The sequence below is a fragment of the Solibacillus sp. FSL H8-0523 genome, from assembly GCF_038051985.1.
In the GTDB taxonomy this organism is placed as follows: domain Bacteria; phylum Bacillota; class Bacilli; order Bacillales_A; family Planococcaceae; genus Solibacillus.
The window spans coordinates 1640961-1663907 of sequence record NZ_CP150291.1; the positions used below are offsets into that span (position 1 = coordinate 1640961).

Consider the following 22947-nt stretch of genomic DNA (forward strand, 5'->3'; position numbering starts at 1 on the left):
GAAGAATAATATAAATAAATTTTCAAAATAACGCTTCAAAATAGCTTGTACTCAATTTTAGCTCTAGCATGATATATTTATCACCTTTTTAATAAAAATCGATTCTGGGGCAATCTGAGAGGTCTGAATGGCATACGGAGCGATTAATAAGAATTCGGTTTGAACGCGAGAATTTAATACGAAAGAGAGTATTATATGTATTTTTATTGCAAATTGTAAAATATATATATATATTAGTCTGTAATAAAAAAATTGAAAGGGGTAATTTATGACACTTTTTCGTCTCCATGCTGGTGCTTTAGTTGATAGTCTGAAAACCGCTGTGCTCGTAGAAAATGTGACGGATGTAAGGGAGGCCGTAGAAAAACATTTAAATGAGATTGATCTATCAAGCTATGGGCAGCCCATGTATATTGAGTATTTCGGTTATGATGAACGGATTCAAAAAGATATGTATTTGGTAAGCTTAAAGTACCACGGTATAATTGGCTGGGTAGAGATATAAGTAAAGGGGAGAAGGGATTATGGTTTCATTAAAAGCAGTAGGTTATGTTTCAGTAGGTATGGTGATAGCAGATGTTAATGGGAATGAATCTCTAATTACGGACATTGTTATCCCTTCAAGAAATGTTCATGTGTTTATAAGTAAATTGCCCGAAGGTAGTGATTTGATTTTGGAATTGAATCATGAGCAATATTTATATGCGGAAGTAGGATGGGAAAATTTAGATGAATGCATAAAAATCGTGAGACAGACATAAATAAATACAAAGCAATAACAAAAGTAAATTTTGAAAAATATTTAAGTATTAATGAATGGGGGGTATTTATGAAAGCTGAAGAGTTAACTAAAATCAAGGAACGAGCAAAAAAAGCTACAAATGGGCCGTGGAAAGTGTACCGTGACGAATTTAGTGTGCGCATTGGAACGGAATATGTTCACAATCAATTAAAAGCTCCTAGTCCTATCGTTACTGAAGCATATCACGTAAGCGGCAAGCCTGGTATTTATATAAGTGATAATAATGCTGATTTTATCGCTCATGCAAGAGAAGATATTAGGCTGCTGCTGCAACGTGAAGAAGAAATGCAAATAGCAATTCTGCAAGCGGAGGCGCAAATTCATGAACTCGAAGCATTTAAAGATCAAGCGCAATTTCTATTGCCGTATTTTTTATATGAACAAATAGAAGATGAAGCTGATAGATATATAATATTAGAAAAACAATTGAGCAATTAAATGTAAAAACAATTTGAGCAACTAAATGAATATTTATACAATAAGTGATTACTTTGGCACACAAAATAAAGCATAAAGGGGTTTTTTATGAGCTTAGATATTTGGTTAACAGCTACTATTAAGACAGAGTTAGTAAGCAAAAATGTCACACACAATCTTATTGGTATGTGGCGGGAAGCGGGAATATATTCGGTACTTTACGAGTCTGAAGGTAAAACAGCAAATGAAGTCTTACCTAAATTAAAACAAGGATTAATTAAGCTAAAAGAAAATCCAGTATATTTCAATAAATTTAATTCACCTAATGGCTGGGGAACATACGATGGCGCAGTCAAATGGCTTGAAAAGTTAATTAAAGAATTTGAAGAGCATCCAAGAGGCGTAATAGGTATTCAATTAAATAGCTTATTAAGAGATGGAAGAGAATGGTGAAATATCAACGCGTACAAAATCGAAGTAGTCGTACTAGGAAATTCGTAAAGTGGTTTATAACTTTCGTTGGAATACTCATGATTGTTGGAGTGATTACGGAAGTAGTTGTTATTGCGTATTTCGTTAAAAATCCAGACTTAATCGGTTCATGGATAGGCAAGTTAATTAGAGGGTTGGACAAATAGAAAGCCGCTCAATGATAGTAGCTGCAACAGTGCTAATTACTTGTATATTTGGTTAGAAATTTTTTTTATAAAAGGATGTAAATTAATGTAATTGTAGGTTAAAATATGAAGTGTGGAGGTGCTGACATGTCGAGAGAGCAAACGAATAGAACCATAGCTGATGAGCACAATGAAACTTCATTTATTTTGAGGGAATTGGAACGATGTCCAGAAAATTCTTATGCGGGGCTTTTTTGTAGTAAATGTCAACACATCGAGAAACATAAAAAATTAAAAAAAGAATGGGTTTGTCAATGGTGCGGGAATAGTTGGGAAGTAACCAGTCTTTAATTGTAAAGAGGAGGCGGGGATAAACATGGTAAAAATCGTAGTCACAAAAGAACATTATGATAAAGTTCGCAAAATTGAACGCATTGCAAATAGTAAAATAAAGAACATATATGCACCCGTAATTGAATGTGTAGACGGGCAATGGGGCTTGTGGAATATTCAAAAATGTTATCAGTCGATTGATTGTTATATTGCAGAAGTAGAGCTTGATATGAAAGCAAATAATGAAGAAGAGGCTATTGCTTTTTGGAGAACGTTACAAGATTTTGCGGAAAAGCAAATGAAAAAAGGCAATCCAAATGTAGGACAAGTTTATGAAGAACATTAAATAAAAAGAGCACACAAAACAACTAAGATAACTCTGTGTGATAAAAAGGAGAAACTAATATGACAGTGTTGAAAGCATCAACAAATTCAAAACCGAGTTCACTCGCAGGCGCAATTGTAGCATCTATCCGAGAGCGTGGTTGGGTAGAGGTTCAATCGGTTGGAGCAGGCGCAGTTAATCAAACAATGAAGGCAATTGCAATTGGAAGAGGATATGTTGCACCATCTGGATTAGATCTAGTTTGTTATCCAGCATTTGAAGATATTACGATTGATGGGGAACAACGTACTGCACTAAAAATGGTAGTAAAAAAAGTAAACACCATTGAGTTAAAGTAATCGCTTTACTGGAGGGATGGAATATATGTTTCAACGGAGTCGTAAACATCATCGCTTTTCAATGAATGAGTTTTTGTTTCTTGCTACAAATATACATGGCCGCAGTTTCAAAGAATTAACGAAAATGTTCAATGCGCATTTTGAGTTAGATTTAAGTGTCACACAGATTAAGAACTTCACTGAAAAACAAAAGTTGTATAATGGATTAAATACTAAAGTTAAAAAGGATCAAGTGAGCAAAAAATAATCAAAGAACCAATGTAATGATATGGGGGAGATATAATGAAAGACATATCTTATTTGGACGGATTTCGTATTGAGATTGCTGGACATTATGGTGATGCGACTAGTGGTGCATTCAAATTAAAGATTAAAGGTGAAGAATATCTTGTAGTTGTTTCGGATGGTGGCGATTGGGAGCATGTAAGCATTTCACATAAACATAAAGTGCCCTCATGGAAAACAATGTGTGCATTAAAGGATTTATTCTTTGAAGAAGATGAAGTAGTCATGCAATTGCATCCAGCTAAGAAGGATCACATTAATAATCATCCAAACTGCTTACACCTATGGCGACCACTAACACAGGAAATTCCGCTGCCACCTAAAGAAATGGTAGGGATTGGATAAAGGAGAGCTAACGTGGAAAGAGAATATTATTGCGCAAATTGCGGGCTTTATTATTGGGAGCAATATCCTTCAGAATCGATATGTCCGAATGACGGTTGCTATTCTCATGATTCTGAAGATGGTCAATATCGCTATGCATGTGACACGATGGGGTTCGCTTATTTTGCAAGAGACAATAAAGAGATCATTAAAGAAATGGCCTGGTCATCAACTAAGTATGCTCATGAACATGCACTGGAGCATTACAGAAAACACGGTGTACGAATTAAGTAAAAAAAGGAAAGTCTATACAGAGGAGGAATCTCGAATAATTATAGGTTCAAATTATTTAGTTTGTATAAATAACTCATTAGTAGTTGGAGAATTAAGGGCAATTTATCAGTATACCGTTGTTGTACAAGTTTATGGTTATGAAGAATATGCGCGTCAGGCCATAAGTAAAGCAAATGTGATTTGCTCCGTTGCATCGGAAGCTGTTGATGTAATTGTAGCGCATTATGCATGAAGATGTTGCTTCACTTCTACAAAACGGAGGAGAAAAATGAAAACGACAGTCACCTTGACAACTAAAGAAGTAGAGCAAATTCTGACTGAATATGTTTCAAAGAAATTTAAAATCGTTGGAAAAGTTAAGTTAGAAGTAGGGAAAGAATTAAGAGGGCATTACACTAATGAACACTATGAAACCGTCTTTAAATGGGCTATATTTGAAGTAGAACTGTAAATAGTATGCCCTACTGTGCAAGATATGAAAAGAGAAAAGCGGTGAATTTGATGTTTAAGAAGAATGTGCGTATTTTCTTAGATTACATTATTTATATTGTAGATCGGTGGATTAAGTAAATGTCTTACAAAAAGATTATTCGTGCTACTAAGATTTGGTTGTTTGGTGATATAGGCTTTAAAGTCGGTGAGCGTGTCTATTGGAACAACCCTTATTTTGCGGGGTCTAGGGGAGAGTATGTTGTCACTTCTAAGCGAGATAAAAGAGGTTTAGTAGGCATATACAATGACGAAATGCAAAATAGGCTTGTGTATTGGTATGAACTAAGTTCTTTAGAAGAATCCAATAATTAAGCGAGGGAAGTTTACTATGAATAAAAAACAAGAGCTGCTAAATGCGCTTCTCCTATATCCAAAACGCAGATTAGTATTCATGTACTCGACTGAAGGAAACGATGATTATGCCTATTCATTAGGAGAAATAATAAGAATCGAAATTGCTGAAATGACTGTGTACAATGATGAGCGTGTGATTTTTAATGATGAGCATGATGATTTGCTTGAAATGATTGAGGATGACATTTACTCAGATAAGTATGGGAGTCAGACCATCAATGATGAGCAAAATGCGGAAATTCATGAGTTAGCAAAAGTAGAAATCGAAAAGTATGAGTGGGAATCTGTGATTGTTGTATATGTAGGCAGTTGAAGTAAGAAAACTACTCACAAAAGTAATTTATTACAATAAAACATAAAGGGCGGGGCGGTCTTATCTACAATTATGCCCCCCTTCAATATTTTGAGAAGGAGTAATTAAAATGGATCAATTAAAGAAAGAGCAAGTGCAGCTATTGCCATATCAAGAGAAATCGATTCAAAGCTTAACTGCTAAAAGAGATAACCATCTTTACTTAGCATCAATCACAAATCACTCGAAGAAGCGTAAACGACATCTTGATGGAGCACAATTTTATGACGAAGTTATTGCAGATGCTTATGAGGAATATGCAAATATGAATGGGGAGATGGAAGATTAGATGAATCTATATGTATTAAAACGTGACCATCAAGAAGGCCAGACTATTTATGGTGTATTTGAAAGTGAAGAGTTAGCATTGCTGCAAATTGAAACTTTAAAGAGAATTTATAAGTTAGTACCAACAAGCGATTATGTAGTGAAGGAAATAACTTTAAATGAACTGATTGAGATTGAAGCATATGAGTAAAAACTTTTAGGAGTGATACACATGAAATTTGAAAAGATCGGTGGAAGTGGAAGCTGCTCACAATATAGTCTGTACGATTATACAGAAAGTCCATTTGGTGTAACTGTAATGTCCATTGAAATACATCGCGAGAGTGAAAATTGGTGGTTTGTTGGACAGCCAAAAAGTTCAATGAATAAAGCGCATATGATCGCCTTGTATGAATTTTTGAATACCGTTTTATCATAGGTGGGGTCTAGTGCAAGATGAACCAGACATTAACTAGAAAAGGAGAGGCAACGAATGAAAAAGTTATCACTCGGTTTGGATAGTACATTAGGCAATTGGATCATGTTGAGTTCTGGTACATTTGGAGATGACAGTGGAGCAACGAAATTTTTAAGAGACAAAGCAGAAAAAGCGACAAATGGTTTGGATGAAGAGGTTAAAACTGATGAAGCGCAATTATTGCATGTTTTAATGCAACTACATAGAGATACATTGCACATATAGCTTATTCCAATTGTAAATAGTTACATGTATGGTTGTTTGCGGCTGAAGTAATAATTGTAGCAAAGAGGTGATATTTGTGGAACTGTCTATGCATCATATGAGAAGAAAGGAAATTGCAAAAATAACACAAAGGCGTAGACAAATATTAGTCCATTCCTTTATGTATCATGAATTGCATTCGCCAATGGCTAGTGAGGAAAAGTATTATGGTTGGTGTAAAGAGTTATTGATGCTGCAAGAGAAATATCCAATTGAATCCGAACGGCTGCCTTATTATGAAGAGTTCACATATTTTACGGGTGCTACTGATTTTACAATACCTTATTATAAATATCCCTGGATCGAACAAGTCGCGTTGTTTTTATTGGGGGAGAATAGTTGAGTGCAGGGGGAGCGAGGTTGTTCGCATATAGGTTAGCTTGTCCATTATCGTGTGTAAAGATTTCTTATTTGTATTTTTTTGTATTTTTTTCCTTATACCTGTTATACTGATATAATAAAAATAGTGTTAGCGAGTGAGAGATATTGAAAAAAAAATTGGATAAAACTACAATCTGGTCAATAATCGGGATAATTGCTTGTGTTGCGGTTACAGTTATTGGGGTTATTTACGCTAATGAAGTAGAAAGAAAACAGTTAGCAAAGCAAGAAGCATATAATGCCGCAGTCATGGAAGAGGAGAAAAACGAAACCATTGAACAAATAAACTTAATTAAAAAATCAATGAAAGGAAACAGATATAAAACAGCATTAGAAGACTACTCTAAAAAAGAAATTGAAGTTACAGAAAGCCTACTTTTAGATTCAGATTTAAAAGATGAATATAGGGCTTTATACGATGAAATCATATATGGTTTGTTCTTTATTCAGTACGATTCAATAACGGAAGCGCAATATTTTGGGAATTTTAGAGATGACGTACTAAGTGATTATGTGAATTTATATGAAGGCGTTAAAATGGAACAATTAAGCTTAGAAACAAAGCAAGCAATTGAAGAAGTAGTTCCCGATGCTGTACAACGAAGTAAAGAAACAATATCAGAAATTAACCGTTTATTGCAACAAGCTGCTGCTATGACTAAAGATACTAAAGCATACATAGGGAGATCAAAGGAGAGTGTGACTAATGCTTTTGGCTTTCCGTCTGAAATTGAAGCTGCTACTGGTGGTTTTATGCCAGAAGATCGAGTGAAGTCGAAAGAAATTTGGTATTACCGTGAAAATGGAAATTTAGTGATGCAGTTTACTATTGGGAAAAACGGAGAAGTTATAGACGGGTATACGTATAAGTAGCTAATTGGTGGAAATTATAGCGGTAATCGAAAATGGATAATTCATGCACCGAAATGAATGAGAAATGCGCGAAACAATTAAAATTCGGATGAATCCAGTGGTAGCAAGGGTTGTAGGCATATTGTAGTGGAATTGTTAGGGGATAAGTCGAATATAATGAATAAATGAATGGACGCGGAAAGCGTTGTGGGAGTAGGGGTAGAGTGGGAACAGGCCGAGATGAAAAACGAGCGAGTGTGAGTGTACTAGGAAACACATTTGCGACTCAAAAAAAATGCCAAATATCTGTAAATATCCCCCCTATTTGACCAAAAAACTCTCCAAAAACCCTCGAAAACCCTCTGAAATTATCCGATTTTTGCCGAAAAAGCCCCCTAAAACGGTGTTATAATAAGCATTATAAGAAGGTGGCATGAATTTTAACGCTACAAACTGCCATAACATTTGGCAAAAAATAACCGTGAAAAATTTGAAGTGACCACCACCACTGGCGAAAAAAGAGGGCGATTTGTTCGATATATAACGTGCGGTGATGCGAAAATATATATCCTTACCGTGTCCAATATCCGATAATTTAACCTAAAAAAATCCTACAATACTGAATCCGATTTGTCCGAACTTGCTTCGCAGCGAGTAACTTTTTTTGTCCTGAAGCTGAAGAGTGACCGAAATTTTACCACTACTTTTATGGTCATTGGAGAGAAAGCAGCGTAAAGCAGCATGTAAAAAAATCCATAAAAAAATAGGTAAAAACGAAAAAATTGAATGTAATATAATTCCATTACTTACAAACCTGTACAAGCTCACACAAGCCCTCTCACGCTGTTTTAATATCTAGTGGTATAAGAGTATCGATTTGCCATTTGAACGCAAAAAAACGACTCTGTGAGCCGCTTGAAGGTTATTCATTCGATTATCTCTCCGCTACCATATATCCATTACTTCTTACGTGCAGTTTAACCGCTGTGTCAATCCTTGTATTGTCTGATTGTCTAAAATAGGGCGCTGTGAACGGATTGTAGTATACTTGGCTCGCTTGGCTATCTGGTATACCCTCGGCCGATACGTAACCACTAGCGACCGCGTGAACGTTTTTAGACTGTGTTTGAATCACGTTAGCATGTTTTTTTAGGTCAATATGAAACTTTACTTTTAATAGTGTGATGCTGTTAATGTGTCCAATGACTAGACCACGCTGTCTAACGCTTAATAATCCATTGTGTAAATTGCGGTACACTTGCACCTTTAAGCCTGACTGGAACGCTCTACCCTTATAAGGTCTTAACCCGTATAATCCACCGTTTGTCATCTCTCTGCTCCTCCTCTAGCTCAACCATACGCGGTTGTTGCTTAGGTCATACACCGATACATAATACTTGTCGTGTGGGTACGTTGGGCGTTTTGTGGCAATCTTTACATACTTCATCTCATGTCGTGCCTTTAACTTGCTATGCACTCGCGTTGCCTCCTCGAACGTCTCAACCTCTACAACAATCTTATTAGTCTTTTCATGTGCCAATCCCCATCCACTAAAAAAAGCATCTGATGCCGTAACATAAAACATAAAATCCATCCTTTCAAAATGTGATTACATAATAATATATACGCTGGACACTAGTCCTATTCAAATTATAAAAATTTACTTATATGAACGCTGGCAGTTCTCCCCAAAAAATCAAAAAAATCTACGCGATCCGTTTTTTTAAATTGAGTTTTGGCGACTATAAAAAATCGAATATACATATTGACGGTACAATAAAAAAAAGCGGGGGAATTTCCCTCGCTCGGTCAATCACTTATAACTATGCCACCGTCAACAAATCCATTTTCAACTCTGTCTAATAAATAATTGGCGTAGTCTCCGCATGGTTCACAATTTTGGCTGTAATACTCTCCACACTCGCATTTGCTGTTGCTGTCGTATGACTCGACCACCACATAAGAGCTGTGATTAATAGCGTTACTGTCCATTGTCCAATCGAGTGTATTGTCTGCTGTGTCAATAATCAATGCACCGCCACCGCTACGAGACAAATATTCCTCAACAATTCTTACCGCTTGGCTTCGTTTCATTTTTAAAACCTCCGTTTGATTTTATCGGTTGTACTTACTCAAACATATCGCTGTATTGTTCGCGTAATGATGTAAAGTTGCTCTCTCCTACAATTACATGGTCAATGACTGGTACTCCCATTAATCTGCCTGCGTCTGTTAACCGCTGTGTCATTTTTAAATCTTCGGGGCTGGCAGTAACATCTTGGCTCGGGTGATTATGCCCCAACATTATCGAGCTTGCATTGTTTAGTAAAGCGCTTTGAAATACGTCTCTCACTCCGACTACTGACATATTAATTGTGCCAATGTGTAACGTATGCGCTCCAATAACTTCATTCTTAGTATTGAGGCAAAGCATTACAAAATGTTCGTTTGGCTTAGATGATAATGAAAATACCTCTTCAATGATTTTGTAACCGTCCTGTGGTGTACGAATGCGTTTACTTTCTAAATCGTAAAGCGCCGTTTTATCCTTTACAAGCTCAACATAGTAACGAGTAATTTTTTTCATTTAAAAAAACCTCCATGTGATTTGATACTAAAAGGATATACACATAAAACTTTAATTATTCCGTATTTTAAAAATTTACTCATGTTGTGTGAAATAAAGAATCCGCTCACTAGGAGCGGAAACGATTAATCTAATAAGTGTAAGCCGTTAACTTTGCTAGTAGCGATTGACTGGTAAAATTCAATCTCGGCTTTTTTCTCCTCTTTAAAACTTTGTAGTCCTGTACTTGTTAGCGGTATAGCGCTGTTTAATCCACCGTTTAAATTAATGTTTAGATAACCATTATCCATAAAAATATCCCAAACAAATTTACGTTTTGCCAAACTGTAAAACCTCCCAATATTTTATTTATTTGCGACTCTCCAAAAACTCCGCTAAATTTGCAACATCTGAAGCCTGGCTGTACTCGATTGTTACGTTTGGGCACTCGGGGCATACATGTATGTGAGTACCTTTGTGTATGTGATGCTCTAGCTCAACGCCTGTACAATGACTACAAAATACATCAAAATTTTCGAGATTTTTCATGACGCAATATTAACCTCAACTAGCTCACCGTCAAAATTTTGCTCATACAATGATACACTAGGGTTATAGTTGACAGTAGCGACATGAGTATAATTAAAACCATTAATATAGGCTCTATGCATTGCGTCATCATGGTTTACGTACTGCACACCGTCAAATAAATAAACTTCCGTTTCATTGTTCCAATCCGTATAGTAAATGCGTCCTGTAAGCTGTTTTAAGTAGTCTGGATAATAAACCTCTAAGCAATCCGTACTGCAAAAGTACTCTTCAGTTCCTTCATTAATCCATCCTGTAAGCATAAACGTTTCGCAGTGTTCACATGTTCTCATTTATGTTTGCCTCCCTAAATTGTTATTCGTATTATTATATGCTACTAAAACGTTCAATATTCCTATTTATAAAAATTTACTTTTGTCGTAGCTGGATTGGCTGTGTAAAATTACGCCTGACTAGATGCTAAAAAAAGATGCTGCTTTATCGGCCGACTATTCAAAAATCCACGCGATCCGTTTTTTAAAATCCGTTTTTTTGAATCCTAATAAAATGAATTGCATATGTAACGGCAAAGTGAAAAAATCGGGGCTGTTTTATATGTAACGGCAAACTGAAAAAATCCGCACGACTCCACAAAAAAAGTAGCTAAAAAAACAGCTACTTAAAAAACTTATGCGCTTCACATGCTTTGTAAATTGTTGAAAGTGATTTCCTCAAACCATAAGTTTGTATTATTACGAAATGAAAGTACACTGGCAATTTTAGCTTCGTTTGTCTCCACATCAATATATAACATTTCGTCAAAGAGATAGGCATCAAGAAAATCAACTCCAATATTCATAATTTCAATGGCTTTTTGTGCTTCACTAATGAAATCAGATGCGCTACTTTTAATTGCATCTTTACCCACGTTCATACTGCACCATTTTTTAAAGCTTTTACTGCATGTATCATCTGTACACCAAACCGCGAAAACATCTTTACGTATTGCGTTTGAACCATCCCATAAAACGCGTATTGTTTTAACAGTCAATTTGTTTTTACCTCCTTTAGAGAATCAAATAATTTTTCCATCTGGTCATCAAACTGTTTTTCTGTATGAATAAAAGGATTCCACTCTAAAGCGTCCATTGCTAATTCATAATTATCAAAAATTAAAAAACCTTCTTCATCTTCGATAAAATCAAACCATTGACCACCTTGTTTTTTTATCTGTTTTAATCCTTCAGTCAACTTTTCTAAATAAGTCATAAAAAACCTCCTAATTTTATTTAATAAAGCCGTTTAAAAGTGCGGTTTAATTGGATTCGGAATATTATAAAATTCACCTTCATTTACTACTTTATTGCGTCCTAATCCTTTAGGCTTTTTGTCTGCGTTATATAATGCATAAAATGTTTTCCCGTTGTTACTTACTCCAAAATAAAAAGGGCGACAACCTTGTTTCCGTAAATCAAGTTCATAACTAAAAAGTGAGGAAACTTTTTCTTTTGAGATGTAACCGAAAAATGTCAATGTAAAACCTCCTAAATGATTTTATAAGAATAGGATACACGAATTCGTAAAAATTTATTCATGTGAAATAAAAAAAGCAACCATTATCAACGGTTGCTAAACTGTAGTTATGCGTGTAATTATCCGTATATCAACTCTCCAAAAATTGCGTACTGCATGATACAGTCATATGTTATCGCATCATGGTTGTCATTAAAAAAATCATCATGTGAGCGCTCGGTTGCATTCAATTTAATACCATTAATTAATTTTTCTAAAGTTAATTCATGTGTTTCATTTTCTTCTGTATCTTTAACAATAAGGCTATCACCGTTCAAAATTTTATCTGTTGCCCAATCTGACCAAAACATCGTTTCATACTCTGCCGAATCTTTAAAGCCGTTTTTGACTGAACTTGCTATAAGGCACGAATAACCACTTTCAATCCATCCACAAATTACGGTATTAATATCATCTTGTGAAACTTTATGCTCAACTGCCACCGTTCCAACAATCATCTTGTCATCAAATGTTTTTAATTCACGCTTATCAACCATTAAAAATCCTCCTCCATATCCCATTGTTTACGTGATGCTAATTGTTGCCCAAACCCGTTATACTCAACACCACAAACGCATTCAGATGCCCACATACTGTATAAATGTACGTCATGACCACACTCGACACATGCAACAAACTTTTCACCGTCAATCGTTTTAACTGTCATTTAATAGCCTTCTCTGCCCGAAACATCTTCACAAGCAGTTACAAGACCGTCAAAATCTTCATTGCTACCATATACTAGTGCAATTGTGTGTACTGTACTTAACTTTAATCCAAAATCCTCTGCTAAACATTCCAGATAGTGCTTACGGCTGTCATATCCATTATCCGTATATACGCTCACTAAATCAACCTCCAAATAATTGATACTAACAATATAATCAAAAATTTACTTATGTATTCATCAAAATCAAAATTAAGTTTCCTGACGATCAATCGATTTTTAGCTGGCAAAGATGGCAGCGTTCACGGCCAAAAATTCAGAAAATCAAAATTAAAGAGGTGAGGGGGGCGGAATAATGATATGAAACATATATATAACGGCAACAAAGAAAAAAAGCCATATACATAACGGGAACAAAGAAAAAACGCTACAACTTTTAAAAGTCATAACGCTCTTTCGAAAAATAAGAAATTTAATTCAATACCAATCACGCACATCGTCAATTAAAGATACGTCCAATCCATTATTATCAATTTGCTGTTTAACAGCTCTTAGTAATTCGTTTTCGTCTTTAGCATTTTCAACTTCAACCTCAAAGCTCATGACGACAATAACCGCTTTTTTATCCATCTGTTCTCGCCTCCAAAATGATAAATCGGAATTTATTGTAATGCATTGATGCGCTTTTTTTATCTTGTGTTAATTTGTTTTCTTTGCCATTAATGGCTCGTATGCGCTCTATTTCCTTGCTTATGGAACTATCCGTATAAAGACCATCTAAAAGGCGTTCGTCTAAATTTGCAAGCGTTCCATCACCTATCACGATTTTATAAACAGCGACTTTTTTCATCACACGCTCCTTTTTGAATCAGTAGCAATTCGCTTTATGTCAAAGACAACATTTTTAATATGCTCTAAATTATAACTATAGCCACCGCTTGCAACTAAAGAGAGGTCATGTTTAATGTAATTTATCATTTCATCTTCATTGTTAAAATAATCAGTGTTCATAGTGTAAACATCTTCATGTGACAATGTTTCATCTGGGTTTTTAATGTATTCAATATCGGGGTGACTATCTTTAACCTTAAACGTAATAACAGCTCTAAACATTTTTTTCATTCAGATGCCACCTTTCATCAAATTGCCCATCTAGCGATTTCATAATTTGTTTGCTCACGGATAATTTTATCTGTAACGGCTTCAATAATGCGGTCTAACTTTTTTCGAGCGTCAATCCATTTTTTAGACTTTACTTCGTCTACTGTGTTATAGGAAATGCATTGTAATAATTTCAATAGCTGCACATCATCAACACTTTCATTTGAGGCATGTTTATCAAAGTTTGGTGACAATGAAATATCTGGGTGCGTTCTATAACGTTCACTGTAAGCATGTTCGTTCATTTCATACCATGCCGTGACTAATGAAACAATTTCATGCCAATCTAAAGGGGGCATATGAGAATATTTTAATTCAGAAATACTATTTGCTACCGTGATGAAATGCTTTTCACTAATGGGCATAACGCTCATATATAAAACCTCTTTTCTTTTTATTAAAAATCTAAAATTTAAAAAGTAAAAACCAAAATTCAAAATCTAAAATTCAAAATCTAAAATTCAAAAGCGAAAACACTAGCTGTAAAAACTAGTGCATCGCGGGCTTCACATGTCTTTATAATTTTTATTCATCTAGCGAAAACGGTTCTTGCCACCTTCACTACGCTTTGCGTAAACTGGATATGTCATCCATCTTAAAAAGTCGGTGCTTTTACCTGTTTCCCGTGCAATTTCCCGAATCGTACCATCACATATATAGTTTTCACCTTTATATAATGCATACACTTTTTTGTACCACGGCTTTTTCATGTTTTCACCTCATATAAATTTTATGGGTAATCGCCTTTTTTAATAAGTACGTACTGGTAAAATCAAATGTAGCGCCTTATCATCTAATGGATTAACAAGCGTGAAGGGGTGCTTTGAACCATTAAAATTCAATGTTACGATTTTACAATCTAAAGCTTTTAATGCATCCGTAAAATAATTTGAACTAAATGAACACAAAATTTCTTCGCCTGTGCGTGAGCTAACTAACAATTCAGCGGTCATTTTTCCTAATTCGGGACTGTCTGAATTAAGTGTTGTTTGATTTTCTGTACTGTTAAAGCGTATAACGTTGTTACGGTCATGTTTCGCAATAATTGAAAGTGTGCTAGTAGCTTCGAGTAATTCGTCAGAATAAAGATTAATTGTTGATTTAAAGTTATCTGGGATTAATCGGCTAATATCTGGGTAATTACCTTCCAAATTACGCAACCAATATTCCATATCATCAAATTTGATTAACGTGTATTTATGATTAAAACCGATTACTACTGTTTTTGTTGCCTTGCTAATCATTTTAGAAATTTTAATAAGTGAAGCGTGGGGCACTGTAATTTGATAAGCTAATTGATCGCGTTCTTGATTTTTATAATTTTTAAGAGTATAAAGCGCTAAACGGTGAGAATCTGTTGCAACAAAGCGTAAATGCTTTTGTGTATCGTAATCAATATGAACACCTGTCAACACGGGGCGACTTTCTGAAGTAGCACACGCGAAAACTGTATTTTTCATAACGGTTTTAAAATCGTTAACGTCCATTTCTAAATAATCAAATTCAATATTCGGCATAAGAGGGTATTCACTTGCATCTGAAGCAACCACTTCAAATTTTATTGTGTCTGCTTTTATGGAAATCTTGTCTTTTTGTGCTGTATCAAATTCAATCAAATCGGCTTTCGATTTTTTTAGAAAATCGTTCAAATACTTATAACTAAAAATAAATGATGCTTTATCAGTAAAGTAGCTATTTTGAAAAGATGTTACTGCGATTGTATCGCCGTTAGTTGCCGTAATTGTTGTTTGGCTTTCTGTAACATCGAATTTTACAGTTTGATAAATTGGAACTTGGATTTTACCGTCAATCGCTAGGGACAATTTTTTTAATGCCTCGACTAAACTTTTACGAGTAATAACCGTAACATTACTTGTTTTTTTTAATGAACCATTTACCATATTAAAGTTCTCCTTTTGTCGGCTTTAAGCCGTTATTTTTAACGTACTCTGTAATGAACGCACTCGCTTTTTCCATTGCATCATGTTTATTTTGTAAACGATTTTCATCACCTAAAGAATCCTTATCAAAAAGCTCCATAAAACTAATTGCATCATCAAGCTCACCGATTGATAATTGCAACATTTCAACAGCTTTACTCATATTCAAACGTAAAAAATGTTCATTTAACAAATCATAAATTGAACGGCTTGTAGTACTTAATCGCACATTGTCTAGTGCATCGTTATTGTCAATGTTTTCGAGCGCATATTCAGCATCTTTAATTTCTTCTGATAAAACAGGATAATCCACAATTAATGGGTTAGTTCGCAATAGCTCCTTTTTTTTGTGGATAATAATTGCTTGCAATTGCTCTTTCATCCGTAACCTCCATTAAAATTATTTATTAATAGCAATATATACAAAATCCCATCCTTCTATACGTGAGAAAGATGGAATTTTAAAAATTTACTTATGTTGAAAATAAATTTCTTCTAAGTCGAATTCGTGTGGAATATACATATCGGCTAAATCTTCAAAAGCTGTATTTTCAATGGTTTCATAAATTTGTTGTAATTCTTCTTCTCGATATTCATCACTAAAATGCGTTTGCCAATAATCAATTAGCCAATTTTGAGATTGTTTTAATGTAACTATACACACTGTAGAATTACCGTTTAAATCATTAAGAACGTATAATTTTTCTACTGGCTCACCAATTAATAATTTTTTTAAATTTATCATGTTCGCGATTTTAATGACTTTACTGTCCTCAAGTATACACTTTGAGGTACTTGATATTTCAAAAAGGTTATCTATATAAAAATCGAAACTTTCACCAATTAAAGAAACCTGTAAATCATCTAATTCAAAAGAACGTTTACTTAATTTTTCCATTCTATGCCGTCTCGCTTTCAACTTTTTTAACGATTACTTTTGTTATCGTTTGATAAACAATTTTTTCCGTTTCAATGTGAGAAATAGCTTCGCTTTCATGAAGCTGTGCATTTATAAATTTGAGTACCATTTCGTCATCTTCTGGATATTTCAAAAAGTTAAAGCTCCGTGTTGTAGCATCTAAAACCACAATTTCTTTAAAATCGTACTGCTGTTCTCGGTCTAGCTCCTCATGTACCCATTCTGTCCAATAGCCGACATCATCATTATAATATTCCTCCATCTCTTTCTCACTAACTCCATTTTCACGTAAACATTCATCGCTACAAAAGTATTCAAACACTTCTGGAAAACAATAACCTTCAGCCATTCCGTTTCCGCACTGTGTACATTCGCGTGGTGCTGGGTGGTAGTCAATTTTTAATGCAATGTTTTCAACGTCAATAAATTCTGCTAAATCTTTCAATGTAATATTTGAGCGAGTCAATGCTTCATAAATTAAACCTTTAAAATATCCGCCTAAATGAGAAAAAGGCAATTCACTTGTTTTGTTAACCTGTTTCATGAATCAATCACTCCTTAAATTTTATTGATACAATTAATATATACAAATTAAATAAGACATATACGGTATTTTAAAAATTTGTTAATGAAAAAACCATTATCGAAACAGCAGCAGCTATTCAAAAATCAAATGAAAAAATCATTTGATCAAAAACTTAAAACTCAAAAAGAGGGGAACAAAAATTGTTTCATTTCCTTTTATAACGGCTTAGTGTTATTCGAGTGGGTGAAATTTATTATAACGGTGAACACAAAAAAAGCGGGGCATGGTAGCACCGCTCGGTTTTAGTTCTGTTAAATCAATCATTTACTAATGCACTCTCCATTCCTAGTTCGATTTCATCCATTGCGTAGCCGACACCGCCTAGCCTATCGTTTAAGCTAGAAGGGCACATTATCGCTTCTATTTCCTCAAGATTTTCCTTTTGCTCCTCTTCTTCATCATCTTCGTTCGGGTTACTTTCCCAAAAGTCATAAAGCCAATCGCGTATTTCTTCAAACGTCATAATGTAAAAATCCCCATCTTCATCCAATAAGTCATAATGTATATAGTGCGGTACATTAATCGTTCCATTTTGTAGACCATGCAAATAATGATATACGCTCCAATCAAGCAAATTTTCTAGGTCTGCAATTTTCTTATTTGGTAGGTCTTGCACAAGAGCCATTGCTTCAAGGGGTTTGTATTTGCCCGTATCTTTTACCATACGAGCATGATTGCGCTGTGCTAGTTCTACTACGCTTTGCGGTAGTTCTTTTAAAAATGTGTACTTCATAACCATTAAAAAACACGCTCCATTCATTATTTTAGTAGTCACTGATTATTACAAGGTTTTCGTTGTATCAATAATTTCGCCATCTTTCATGTGATAATTGCCTGTTACTTCATTGAAAAATTTTACTTTTTCATCACATTCGTCACATAAGCTAAAGCCATAAGGTACTAGAGTTTCACACATTTCACATGATTCAAATTCTGGGTCTTTTTCTTGTTCAAACAAAATAATTCACGCTCCTTTTATTTAATGGTAAAACTCGACACATACATCATTATCTAAAAAAACAAAAGTTGAGTCATAACTTAAATCTCTTCCAAAAGCTTCAAAATCAAAATAGTTCCGTAAATTCTCTGGTATGCTACTTAATAAGCCCGTTTCCTCTGCATATTCTCGCGCCACATCTTCCATATCTTCAACATTGTAATAAATACGTACATCATCAAAGGGCACTGAATCAAAGTCTTTAAAAACATCCCGAATATCATTATTAAAAATATACGCTTCGAGAATAGGCTGTTGCCAGTCGCTTAATGTGTCAACGCGCTCCATAAATTCGTTTAATTCTTTTACGCTGTCATAATGGTTTACCTCTAAACCGTTGATATTTGTTTCATAATCGTTAATTTGGTACTCTTCATATTCATCATTTAAGCCGATAATTTTTGAAACTTCACTCATGTCACACGGCATATCGAACCATTCACCAACTAGCTCACCTTCATTATATTTGCCTAAATTGCCAATCCAACATTTTAAATATAATTGTTTTGTCATTCAAACTTCCTTTCAATTTTAAAATATTTACAAATAGTATAGTTATCTGTTTTTATATATATACGCGTTCGTAAAAATTTATTTATGTCGTGATTTTTTAATGAGGAATCGTGTTTCTTCCATTGTATCTAAGTTTACAGTAGCTTTGTAAATTCCTTCTATTGCAAGTACTTCTATATAAGTCATTAAATTGTTTCTAACTGTATACTCGATAATTCCGTACTTTTCGGCGTACTGCAATGCTTTTGATTCGTAATTATCCATTTTTTAACCTCCTTTTCAAAAATTTAATACTATACAATATACCCGAATAAATCAGTTCTCATGTGTATAAATAATAATAATTAAGAATTTATTTATGAATTGCTGGATATACTTTGATTATTAACGGTTGCATTCAAATGGCCGAATACGATTGATCAAAATTTGTGCTGCCTGGCCTCGCTATCTCCTGAAGAAAGTTGCTGCTGTCCTGGCTGTTTCTCTGGGCGCTGCGTGTGTGGGGGAGAGGGGGTAAAAAAACATATTTATAACGGCAAATTATTTTTAGAGCTACCGTTTTTTAGGTTATAACGGCAAATTATTTTGGGAGCTGCGAAAATTATAGGTTATAACGGCAAATTATTTTTAGAGCTGTGGCTTTTCAAATTAATATAAATAAATTTATAAATTTACTGAATAAGAAATAATGATTTGCGTATAATATTTTAATAACAGTTTTCAGTTTTTGCAGTTGGAAAGTTTCAAAAAATCAATTAAAATTGGAGGGTTTAAAATGAAATTAAATTATGAAGTAAAAAGAAAACGCACTTCTGTTACGCAAGGAAGTGCAGAAGTATATTTAAATAATGAGCTAGTTATCAGCTTTGGGGACAAAATTGAAATTGGTGGAACACATGGAGAAAATTTTGGAGGTTGGGGATCTACTGTGTCAGATGAAAAATTTATTAAAGGTGTGCTATTTCCATTCTTTACTAATCAAGAAGTAATTGAAAAACGTGTAATAGAAATTCTTAAAATAAATGATTGATAAAATGTTGATTTTAGAAAGGGGAGCGACAATTCTGTTTTAAAATAACATAAGTAAATTTTCATTAAACCGTATAGCTATTGTCGTATTTGCATATAATGTGCATATAACGGCAATAGTTTTTTTATGATTAAAAAATTAAAAAAGGGGCTAACAAGTTGACAGTTTTAAAAAATGACATTGGGTACACAAGTCGAGAAAGAATCGTATTGAATGAGGAAATTGTTACAAATAATCTTATCAAAGTAAGCACTGACCACACAGGCTATGCGAATTATGAGCGAGTAGCAAAATTGGATATAGCTGAAATACTAAAGCTGCATACTGAAATTGCAAAAATCGCAAAATCAAAAGGCGTAAAAGTTTCTTATAAAAACAAAACTAAATCAAAATTACTGGAAATTAAAAAGAATGGAACATATGAGGCAGCGTATGAGCTTTACACGCAGCGATTCGATCAATTAGTGCAATTATGGAGAGTGAAGCTAGAAGAAGGGCTGTACATGGGTACAAGAGACGATGTGATACTAGAAAATCACATTACACCTTTACAACATGCTATAACGGCCATGTTTTATAGAAGCGAGGTCATGTCAATTGTGGCCGAATTAAAGTACCGATTAAAGGAATTGCACAGAGAATTGCTAGATGAAAACCCAAACAGCTACTTCGTGAAAATTTATCTTTAATAAGTCAAAAATCAAAAATCAAAAAATCAAAAATCAAAATTTCAAAAATCAGAAAACCAAAAGTAAGAAAGGTTTCGGGGCTGTATAAGTCCCGTTTTTTGTTTTTGAGAGCGTGTTTTTTATTAACTAAAATGCATATAAATTTTCTAGGTATATAACGGCAAAATGTTTTTTGAGCTGCGAAAATTATAGGTTATAACGGCAACATGTTTTTTGAGCTACGATTTTTCACGGGATCTAAAGTAAAGCTATTAATAAAAAATAAACCAACAGCATGTAGCCTATTGGTTTTTTGAAATCCACTCATTCAATTTTGCTTCATTAATTTTATAGCCCTCTTGTTTCGTTCTTCCAATTTCTAAAAATCCTTCTGCAACTAATTTCTTCATCAAATCCGTTAGTTTTAAATTTTTAATACCCATATATCTTCTTAATTCAGTTGATCTAGTTTCTTTAGTATCAGCAATAATTTGTTTTAATTTATACAAGCTTTCATCTTCGTTATCACCTTCATTTTGTTCTGAAACAGTTTCCGTTTTTTCATCTTTCGATGTAGTAGAATATGCATATTGCTTATTTAAATATTTAGCTAAACTTTGATAAACTTGAAACTCGATTTTTTCATCTGGTGAGAGGATTGGACTTTGAAATCTTTGAAACTCTTTGCCCCATCCTTCAATTTTCATTACACCGTCACCATTGCCAAGTAAGGTGTAGGGAATTCCAGTGCCAAAAACTGTCTTATAATTATTTGAATTACTTAAATTGAATGAAATTGCATTCGGCACATTTGCTTTTATTTTACCGCTAATTATATTTGATGATGGTCTTTGAGTACACAGAACTAAATGAATGCCTGCTGCTCTTGATTTTTGTGTAAGACGAGCAACATAATTTTCAATTTCGGGATTGGTGTCTTTCAAATCTGCATACTCGTCAATGATGCAAACAATATAGGGCATAATTTCAGTATCTTTCAATTCTTTATTTTGCACTTTGTCATTGTACAAGCTGATATTTTTTACACCTACATCTTTAAAAATGGTGTATCTTTTATCCATTTGTTTTGTCAATTCATCCAACAATTCCTCAACCCTATCCATTTCAGATACTAGCTCTTGAACATGAGGGAAGTCTTCATAATGTTGGAATTCCACCATTTTTGGATCAATCATAATCATCTGTAGCTCTTTTGGAGAATTAGTAAGCATTAATGTTATAGCCATTTGATTGATGAATACGGATTTACCACTTCCAGTTGTACCCGTTACTAATAAATGTGGTAACTTTGCCAGCGATAAATTGATTGGTTCATTTATTTCATTTACACCCACAACAAACGACAATTTATTTTTCTTACTAAATTCTTTAAAAGGTTCTACTTCTAACAATGCCCGTAAACCAACAATAGTTTGCTGCTCATTTGGAATTAACATTCTGACCGTATCTGCTGCATCTCCTTGTTCGATGCTTAAATTAGTTACGCCTAGTGCTGCTCGAATGTCTGTTTGTTTTTTCGTTATATCTGTTAAATTTTTATCTTTCGGTATATCAAATTGCAGGACTGTTAAACGAATACCCGTTGTCACGATTGCATTGTATACTCTTGCTTGATTAGTTATTCCTACTCGCTTCAGCGCTTCTTCGACAGCGTGTGTTAATCCTTCTCTCGATGACACTTTTTGCAAAGGGTAATCTGGTAAAAGTTCAATTACATTTTTCACAAATTGAAATTCATTTTGATTAGAAGTATCAATTATTTTTTCTTCAATTATAAAACCATTATTTCCACCAAACAAAGATAAAATTTCTTGAACGGATAGTATTTGATATTTAGTGTCGGGAGTCATAACACAATTATTTATTTGTTGCTGTAGATTTTTCCCTTTCACCTTCGATATTTTAATAGCATTGAAATAAGTATACTGATTAAACAAACCTTCTAAACTACTGATTATTTGTTTTCGTCTTTCCGTTGATGAATCTATAATAATATTTAGTTTGAAACAATAGCCTTCACTAATAATCTTCTGTTCTGCTTCATTTATATAGTCTCTAACTTCTGAGGACGTTCCAAATCTCCTCATTAAATGTATCATTCTATCTTGAATCCTACGGCCAAAGCTTGATGTGAGCGGTTGGTCATTGCCTAAAATGTAACTTGAGTACATTTGAATTGCTTTGTCTTGCCAGTTATAAGATGCTTTTTTAAATAACCATTGTATGAAAATGGATTCATGATCGTTCAAAATAAAAGCAAGCGATTGCAACCTCTTAATCAATTCACCATCAAAATCCGTGCATAGCGGTAAAAAGAACGGCTCATATAAATAACCTTCATATACACTAGCTACTGCCATTAATTGATTCTGGTTGGAACTTTTCAATTTTCCATTTCTTTTAATAAAAGAAGGAGAAACCAATGTGAAATTAGTTGCCCCTTTATTCGCCATTACCTCAATGCCAAAAACACCATCTCTTGATTGCTCAATAATTTGCTTGAAATCATTACTTATATTAATCACATTTGTTTTGGTGTATAAGTTCGTTAAATTACAAGAATTTAAACTTTTCACCTTAACA

At 34.1% G+C, this 22947-nt stretch carries 47 protein-coding genes; 21 read left to right on the plus strand and 26 right to left on the minus strand.

The window, feature by feature from the left end:
- The first annotated feature begins 268 nt into the window (after window positions 1–268).
- From NSQ62_RS07910 to NSQ62_RS08000, 19 genes are all read left to right on the plus strand, one after another.
- Window positions 269–505 carry a hypothetical protein gene (locus tag NSQ62_RS07910; RefSeq protein ID WP_341323388.1) on the plus strand — a complete coding sequence of 79 codons (237 nt, stop codon included), beginning with the start codon at window positions 269–271 and terminating at the stop codon, window positions 503–505.
- A gap of 19 nt (window positions 506–524) precedes the next feature.
- Window positions 525–761, plus strand: a complete 237-nt coding sequence (locus tag NSQ62_RS07915; protein WP_341323389.1) for a hypothetical protein — start codon at window positions 525–527, stop codon at window positions 759–761.
- A complete protein-coding gene (locus tag NSQ62_RS07920; protein WP_341323390.1) occupies window positions 734–1240 on the plus strand; it encodes a hypothetical protein in 507 nt (168 codons plus the stop codon). Before NSQ62_RS07915 ends, NSQ62_RS07920 begins: the two co-directional genes overlap by 28 nt.
- 87 nt (window positions 1241–1327) lie before the next feature.
- Window positions 1328–1672: a hypothetical protein gene (locus tag NSQ62_RS07925; RefSeq protein WP_341323391.1), complete on the plus strand. Its 345-nt coding sequence runs from the start codon at window positions 1328–1330 to the stop codon at window positions 1670–1672.
- A complete protein-coding gene (locus NSQ62_RS07930) occupies window positions 1666–1857 on the plus strand; it encodes a hypothetical protein (RefSeq protein WP_341323392.1) in 192 nt (63 codons plus the stop codon). The genes NSQ62_RS07925 and NSQ62_RS07930 overlap by 7 nt, the downstream gene beginning before the upstream one ends.
- Before the next feature lie 126 nt (window positions 1858–1983).
- On the plus strand, window positions 1984–2187 hold the full coding sequence (locus tag NSQ62_RS07935; RefSeq protein ID WP_341323393.1) for a hypothetical protein: 204 nt from the start codon (window positions 1984–1986) through the stop codon (window positions 2185–2187).
- A 25-nt stretch (window positions 2188–2212) separates the two neighbouring features.
- Window positions 2213–2515, plus strand: coding sequence for a hypothetical protein (locus NSQ62_RS07940; protein ID WP_341323394.1), 303 nt, complete (start codon window positions 2213–2215; stop codon window positions 2513–2515).
- Between the two features lie 59 nt (window positions 2516–2574).
- Window positions 2575–2853 (plus strand): stage V sporulation protein S, encoded by a 279-nt coding sequence (locus tag NSQ62_RS07945; protein WP_341323395.1) that lies wholly within the window; start codon window positions 2575–2577, stop codon window positions 2851–2853.
- A 282-nt stretch (window positions 2854–3135) separates the two neighbouring features.
- Window positions 3136–3483 (plus strand): hypothetical protein, encoded by a 348-nt coding sequence (locus NSQ62_RS07950; RefSeq protein WP_341323396.1) that lies wholly within the window; start codon window positions 3136–3138, stop codon window positions 3481–3483.
- A 163-nt stretch (window positions 3484–3646) separates the two neighbouring features.
- A complete protein-coding gene (locus tag NSQ62_RS07955; RefSeq protein ID WP_341323397.1) occupies window positions 3647–3988 on the plus strand; it encodes a hypothetical protein in 342 nt (113 codons plus the stop codon).
- A 36-nt stretch (window positions 3989–4024) separates the two neighbouring features.
- On the plus strand, window positions 4025–4207 hold the full coding sequence (locus NSQ62_RS07960; protein WP_341323398.1) for a hypothetical protein: 183 nt from the start codon (window positions 4025–4027) through the stop codon (window positions 4205–4207).
- Between the two features lie 119 nt (window positions 4208–4326).
- Window positions 4327–4560 carry a hypothetical protein gene (locus tag NSQ62_RS07965; RefSeq protein WP_341323399.1) on the plus strand — a complete coding sequence of 78 codons (234 nt, stop codon included), beginning with the start codon at window positions 4327–4329 and terminating at the stop codon, window positions 4558–4560.
- Between the two features lie 16 nt (window positions 4561–4576).
- The gene (locus NSQ62_RS07970; RefSeq protein WP_341323400.1) at window positions 4577–4915 is read left to right on the plus strand and encodes a hypothetical protein; all 339 of its coding nucleotides are present in this window, start codon (window positions 4577–4579) and stop codon (window positions 4913–4915) included.
- A 109-nt stretch (window positions 4916–5024) separates the two neighbouring features.
- Complete coding sequence (locus tag NSQ62_RS07975; RefSeq protein ID WP_341323401.1) at window positions 5025–5243, plus strand: hypothetical protein; 219 nt, start codon at window positions 5025–5027, stop codon at window positions 5241–5243.
- The gene (locus NSQ62_RS07980) at window positions 5244–5432 is read left to right on the plus strand and encodes a hypothetical protein (protein WP_341323402.1); all 189 of its coding nucleotides are present in this window, start codon (window positions 5244–5246) and stop codon (window positions 5430–5432) included.
- 21 nt (window positions 5433–5453) lie between these two features.
- The gene (locus NSQ62_RS07985; RefSeq protein WP_341323403.1) at window positions 5454–5660 is read left to right on the plus strand and encodes a hypothetical protein; all 207 of its coding nucleotides are present in this window, start codon (window positions 5454–5456) and stop codon (window positions 5658–5660) included.
- A gap of 54 nt (window positions 5661–5714) precedes the next feature.
- Window positions 5715–5924, plus strand: coding sequence for a hypothetical protein (locus NSQ62_RS07990; protein ID WP_341323404.1), 210 nt, complete (start codon window positions 5715–5717; stop codon window positions 5922–5924).
- Between the two features lie 76 nt (window positions 5925–6000).
- Entirely contained in the window at window positions 6001–6306 is a 306-nt protein-coding gene (locus NSQ62_RS07995) for a hypothetical protein (protein ID WP_341323405.1), read from the plus strand.
- A gap of 143 nt (window positions 6307–6449) precedes the next feature.
- Entirely contained in the window at window positions 6450–7217 is a 768-nt protein-coding gene (locus NSQ62_RS08000) for a hypothetical protein (RefSeq protein WP_341323406.1), read from the plus strand.
- Between the two features lie 913 nt (window positions 7218–8130).
- Here the strand turns inward: NSQ62_RS08000 and NSQ62_RS08005 are convergent.
- The 25 genes from NSQ62_RS08005 to NSQ62_RS08125 all read right to left on the minus strand — a co-directional run bounded on the left by NSQ62_RS08005 (window position 8131) and on the right by NSQ62_RS08125 (window position 18909).
- Entirely contained in the window at window positions 8131–8526 is a 396-nt protein-coding gene (locus tag NSQ62_RS08005) for a hypothetical protein (RefSeq protein WP_341323407.1), read from the minus strand.
- A 15-nt stretch (window positions 8527–8541) separates the two neighbouring features.
- Window positions 8542–8781: a hypothetical protein gene (locus NSQ62_RS08010; RefSeq protein ID WP_341323408.1), complete on the minus strand. Its 240-nt coding sequence runs from the start codon at window positions 8779–8781 to the stop codon at window positions 8542–8544.
- Window positions 8782–9005: 224 nt separating this feature from the next.
- Complete coding sequence (locus NSQ62_RS08015) at window positions 9006–9290, minus strand: hypothetical protein (protein ID WP_341323409.1); 285 nt, start codon at window positions 9288–9290, stop codon at window positions 9006–9008.
- Between the two features lie 34 nt (window positions 9291–9324).
- Entirely contained in the window at window positions 9325–9783 is a 459-nt protein-coding gene (locus NSQ62_RS08020) for a JAB domain-containing protein (protein WP_341323410.1), read from the minus strand.
- A 125-nt stretch (window positions 9784–9908) separates the two neighbouring features.
- Window positions 9909–10106 carry a hypothetical protein gene (locus NSQ62_RS08025; RefSeq protein WP_341323411.1) on the minus strand — a complete coding sequence of 66 codons (198 nt, stop codon included), beginning with the start codon at window positions 10104–10106 and terminating at the stop codon, window positions 9909–9911.
- A gap of 201 nt (window positions 10107–10307) precedes the next feature.
- Entirely contained in the window at window positions 10308–10643 is a 336-nt protein-coding gene (locus tag NSQ62_RS08030) for a hypothetical protein (RefSeq protein WP_341323412.1), read from the minus strand.
- Window positions 10644–10987: 344 nt separating this feature from the next.
- Entirely contained in the window at window positions 10988–11341 is a 354-nt protein-coding gene (locus NSQ62_RS08035; RefSeq protein ID WP_341323413.1) for a hypothetical protein, read from the minus strand.
- Window positions 11338–11559, minus strand: coding sequence for a hypothetical protein (locus tag NSQ62_RS08040; protein ID WP_341323414.1), 222 nt, complete (start codon window positions 11557–11559; stop codon window positions 11338–11340). Before NSQ62_RS08040 ends, NSQ62_RS08035 begins: the two co-directional genes overlap by 4 nt.
- Window positions 11560–11592: 33 nt before the next feature.
- Complete coding sequence (locus tag NSQ62_RS08045; RefSeq protein ID WP_341323415.1) at window positions 11593–11823, minus strand: hypothetical protein; 231 nt, start codon at window positions 11821–11823, stop codon at window positions 11593–11595.
- 119 nt (window positions 11824–11942) lie between these two features.
- Window positions 11943–12359, minus strand: a complete 417-nt coding sequence (locus NSQ62_RS08050; RefSeq protein WP_341323416.1) for a hypothetical protein — start codon at window positions 12357–12359, stop codon at window positions 11943–11945.
- On the minus strand, window positions 12359–12529 hold the full coding sequence (locus tag NSQ62_RS08055; protein ID WP_341323417.1) for a hypothetical protein: 171 nt from the start codon (window positions 12527–12529) through the stop codon (window positions 12359–12361). The genes NSQ62_RS08050 and NSQ62_RS08055 overlap by 1 nt, the downstream gene beginning before the upstream one ends.
- Window positions 12530–12709 (minus strand): hypothetical protein, encoded by a 180-nt coding sequence (locus NSQ62_RS08060; protein ID WP_341323418.1) that lies wholly within the window; start codon window positions 12707–12709, stop codon window positions 12530–12532. It abuts the gene before it with no gap.
- Between the two features lie 297 nt (window positions 12710–13006).
- Window positions 13007–13159, minus strand: a complete 153-nt coding sequence (locus NSQ62_RS08065; RefSeq protein ID WP_341323419.1) for a hypothetical protein — start codon at window positions 13157–13159, stop codon at window positions 13007–13009.
- Complete coding sequence (locus tag NSQ62_RS08070) at window positions 13152–13379, minus strand: hypothetical protein (protein WP_341323420.1); 228 nt, start codon at window positions 13377–13379, stop codon at window positions 13152–13154. Before NSQ62_RS08070 ends, NSQ62_RS08065 begins: the two co-directional genes overlap by 8 nt.
- Complete coding sequence (locus tag NSQ62_RS08075; protein ID WP_341323421.1) at window positions 13379–13651, minus strand: hypothetical protein; 273 nt, start codon at window positions 13649–13651, stop codon at window positions 13379–13381. Before NSQ62_RS08075 ends, NSQ62_RS08070 begins: the two co-directional genes overlap by 1 nt.
- A gap of 17 nt (window positions 13652–13668) precedes the next feature.
- Complete coding sequence (locus NSQ62_RS08080; protein WP_341323422.1) at window positions 13669–14064, minus strand: hypothetical protein; 396 nt, start codon at window positions 14062–14064, stop codon at window positions 13669–13671.
- Between the two features lie 159 nt (window positions 14065–14223).
- Window positions 14224–14400, minus strand: coding sequence for a hypothetical protein (locus tag NSQ62_RS08085; RefSeq protein WP_341323423.1), 177 nt, complete (start codon window positions 14398–14400; stop codon window positions 14224–14226).
- A gap of 39 nt (window positions 14401–14439) precedes the next feature.
- Window positions 14440–15591, minus strand: coding sequence for a DNA polymerase III subunit beta (gene dnaN / locus NSQ62_RS08090; RefSeq protein ID WP_341323424.1), 1152 nt, complete (start codon window positions 15589–15591; stop codon window positions 14440–14442).
- A 1-nt stretch (window position 15592) separates the two neighbouring features.
- Window positions 15593–16012 carry a hypothetical protein gene (locus NSQ62_RS08095; RefSeq protein WP_341323425.1) on the minus strand — a complete coding sequence of 140 codons (420 nt, stop codon included), beginning with the start codon at window positions 16010–16012 and terminating at the stop codon, window positions 15593–15595.
- 87 nt (window positions 16013–16099) lie between these two features.
- On the minus strand, window positions 16100–16528 hold the full coding sequence (locus NSQ62_RS08100) for a hypothetical protein (RefSeq protein ID WP_341323426.1): 429 nt from the start codon (window positions 16526–16528) through the stop codon (window positions 16100–16102).
- A 1-nt stretch (window position 16529) separates the two neighbouring features.
- The gene (locus tag NSQ62_RS08105; RefSeq protein ID WP_341323427.1) at window positions 16530–17093 is read right to left on the minus strand and encodes a hypothetical protein; all 564 of its coding nucleotides are present in this window, start codon (window positions 17091–17093) and stop codon (window positions 16530–16532) included.
- A 298-nt stretch (window positions 17094–17391) separates the two neighbouring features.
- Window positions 17392–17874 (minus strand): hypothetical protein, encoded by a 483-nt coding sequence (locus NSQ62_RS08110; protein WP_341323428.1) that lies wholly within the window; start codon window positions 17872–17874, stop codon window positions 17392–17394.
- Between the two features lie 42 nt (window positions 17875–17916).
- Window positions 17917–18093, minus strand: a complete 177-nt coding sequence (locus NSQ62_RS08115) for a hypothetical protein (RefSeq protein WP_341323429.1) — start codon at window positions 18091–18093, stop codon at window positions 17917–17919.
- Between the two features lie 21 nt (window positions 18094–18114).
- A complete protein-coding gene (locus NSQ62_RS08120) occupies window positions 18115–18645 on the minus strand; it encodes an antirestriction protein ArdA (RefSeq protein WP_341323430.1) in 531 nt (176 codons plus the stop codon).
- 78 nt (window positions 18646–18723) lie between these two features.
- Window positions 18724–18909, minus strand: a complete 186-nt coding sequence (locus NSQ62_RS08125) for a hypothetical protein (protein ID WP_341323431.1) — start codon at window positions 18907–18909, stop codon at window positions 18724–18726.
- A 511-nt stretch (window positions 18910–19420) separates the two neighbouring features.
- Between NSQ62_RS08125 and NSQ62_RS08130 the strand changes: the two genes are divergently transcribed.
- Together NSQ62_RS08130 and NSQ62_RS08135 are read left to right on the plus strand one after the other, a co-directional pair.
- A complete protein-coding gene (locus NSQ62_RS08130; RefSeq protein WP_341323432.1) occupies window positions 19421–19675 on the plus strand; it encodes a hypothetical protein in 255 nt (84 codons plus the stop codon).
- Between the two features lie 158 nt (window positions 19676–19833).
- A complete protein-coding gene (locus tag NSQ62_RS08135) occupies window positions 19834–20364 on the plus strand; it encodes a hypothetical protein (RefSeq protein ID WP_341323433.1) in 531 nt (176 codons plus the stop codon).
- Between the two features lie 281 nt (window positions 20365–20645).
- Here the strand turns inward: NSQ62_RS08135 and NSQ62_RS08140 are convergent, their stop codons facing one another.
- Window positions 20646–22940, minus strand: a complete 2295-nt coding sequence (locus NSQ62_RS08140) for an FtsK/SpoIIIE domain-containing protein (RefSeq protein ID WP_341323434.1) — start codon at window positions 22938–22940, stop codon at window positions 20646–20648.
- Window positions 22941–22947 lie beyond the last annotated feature (7 nt).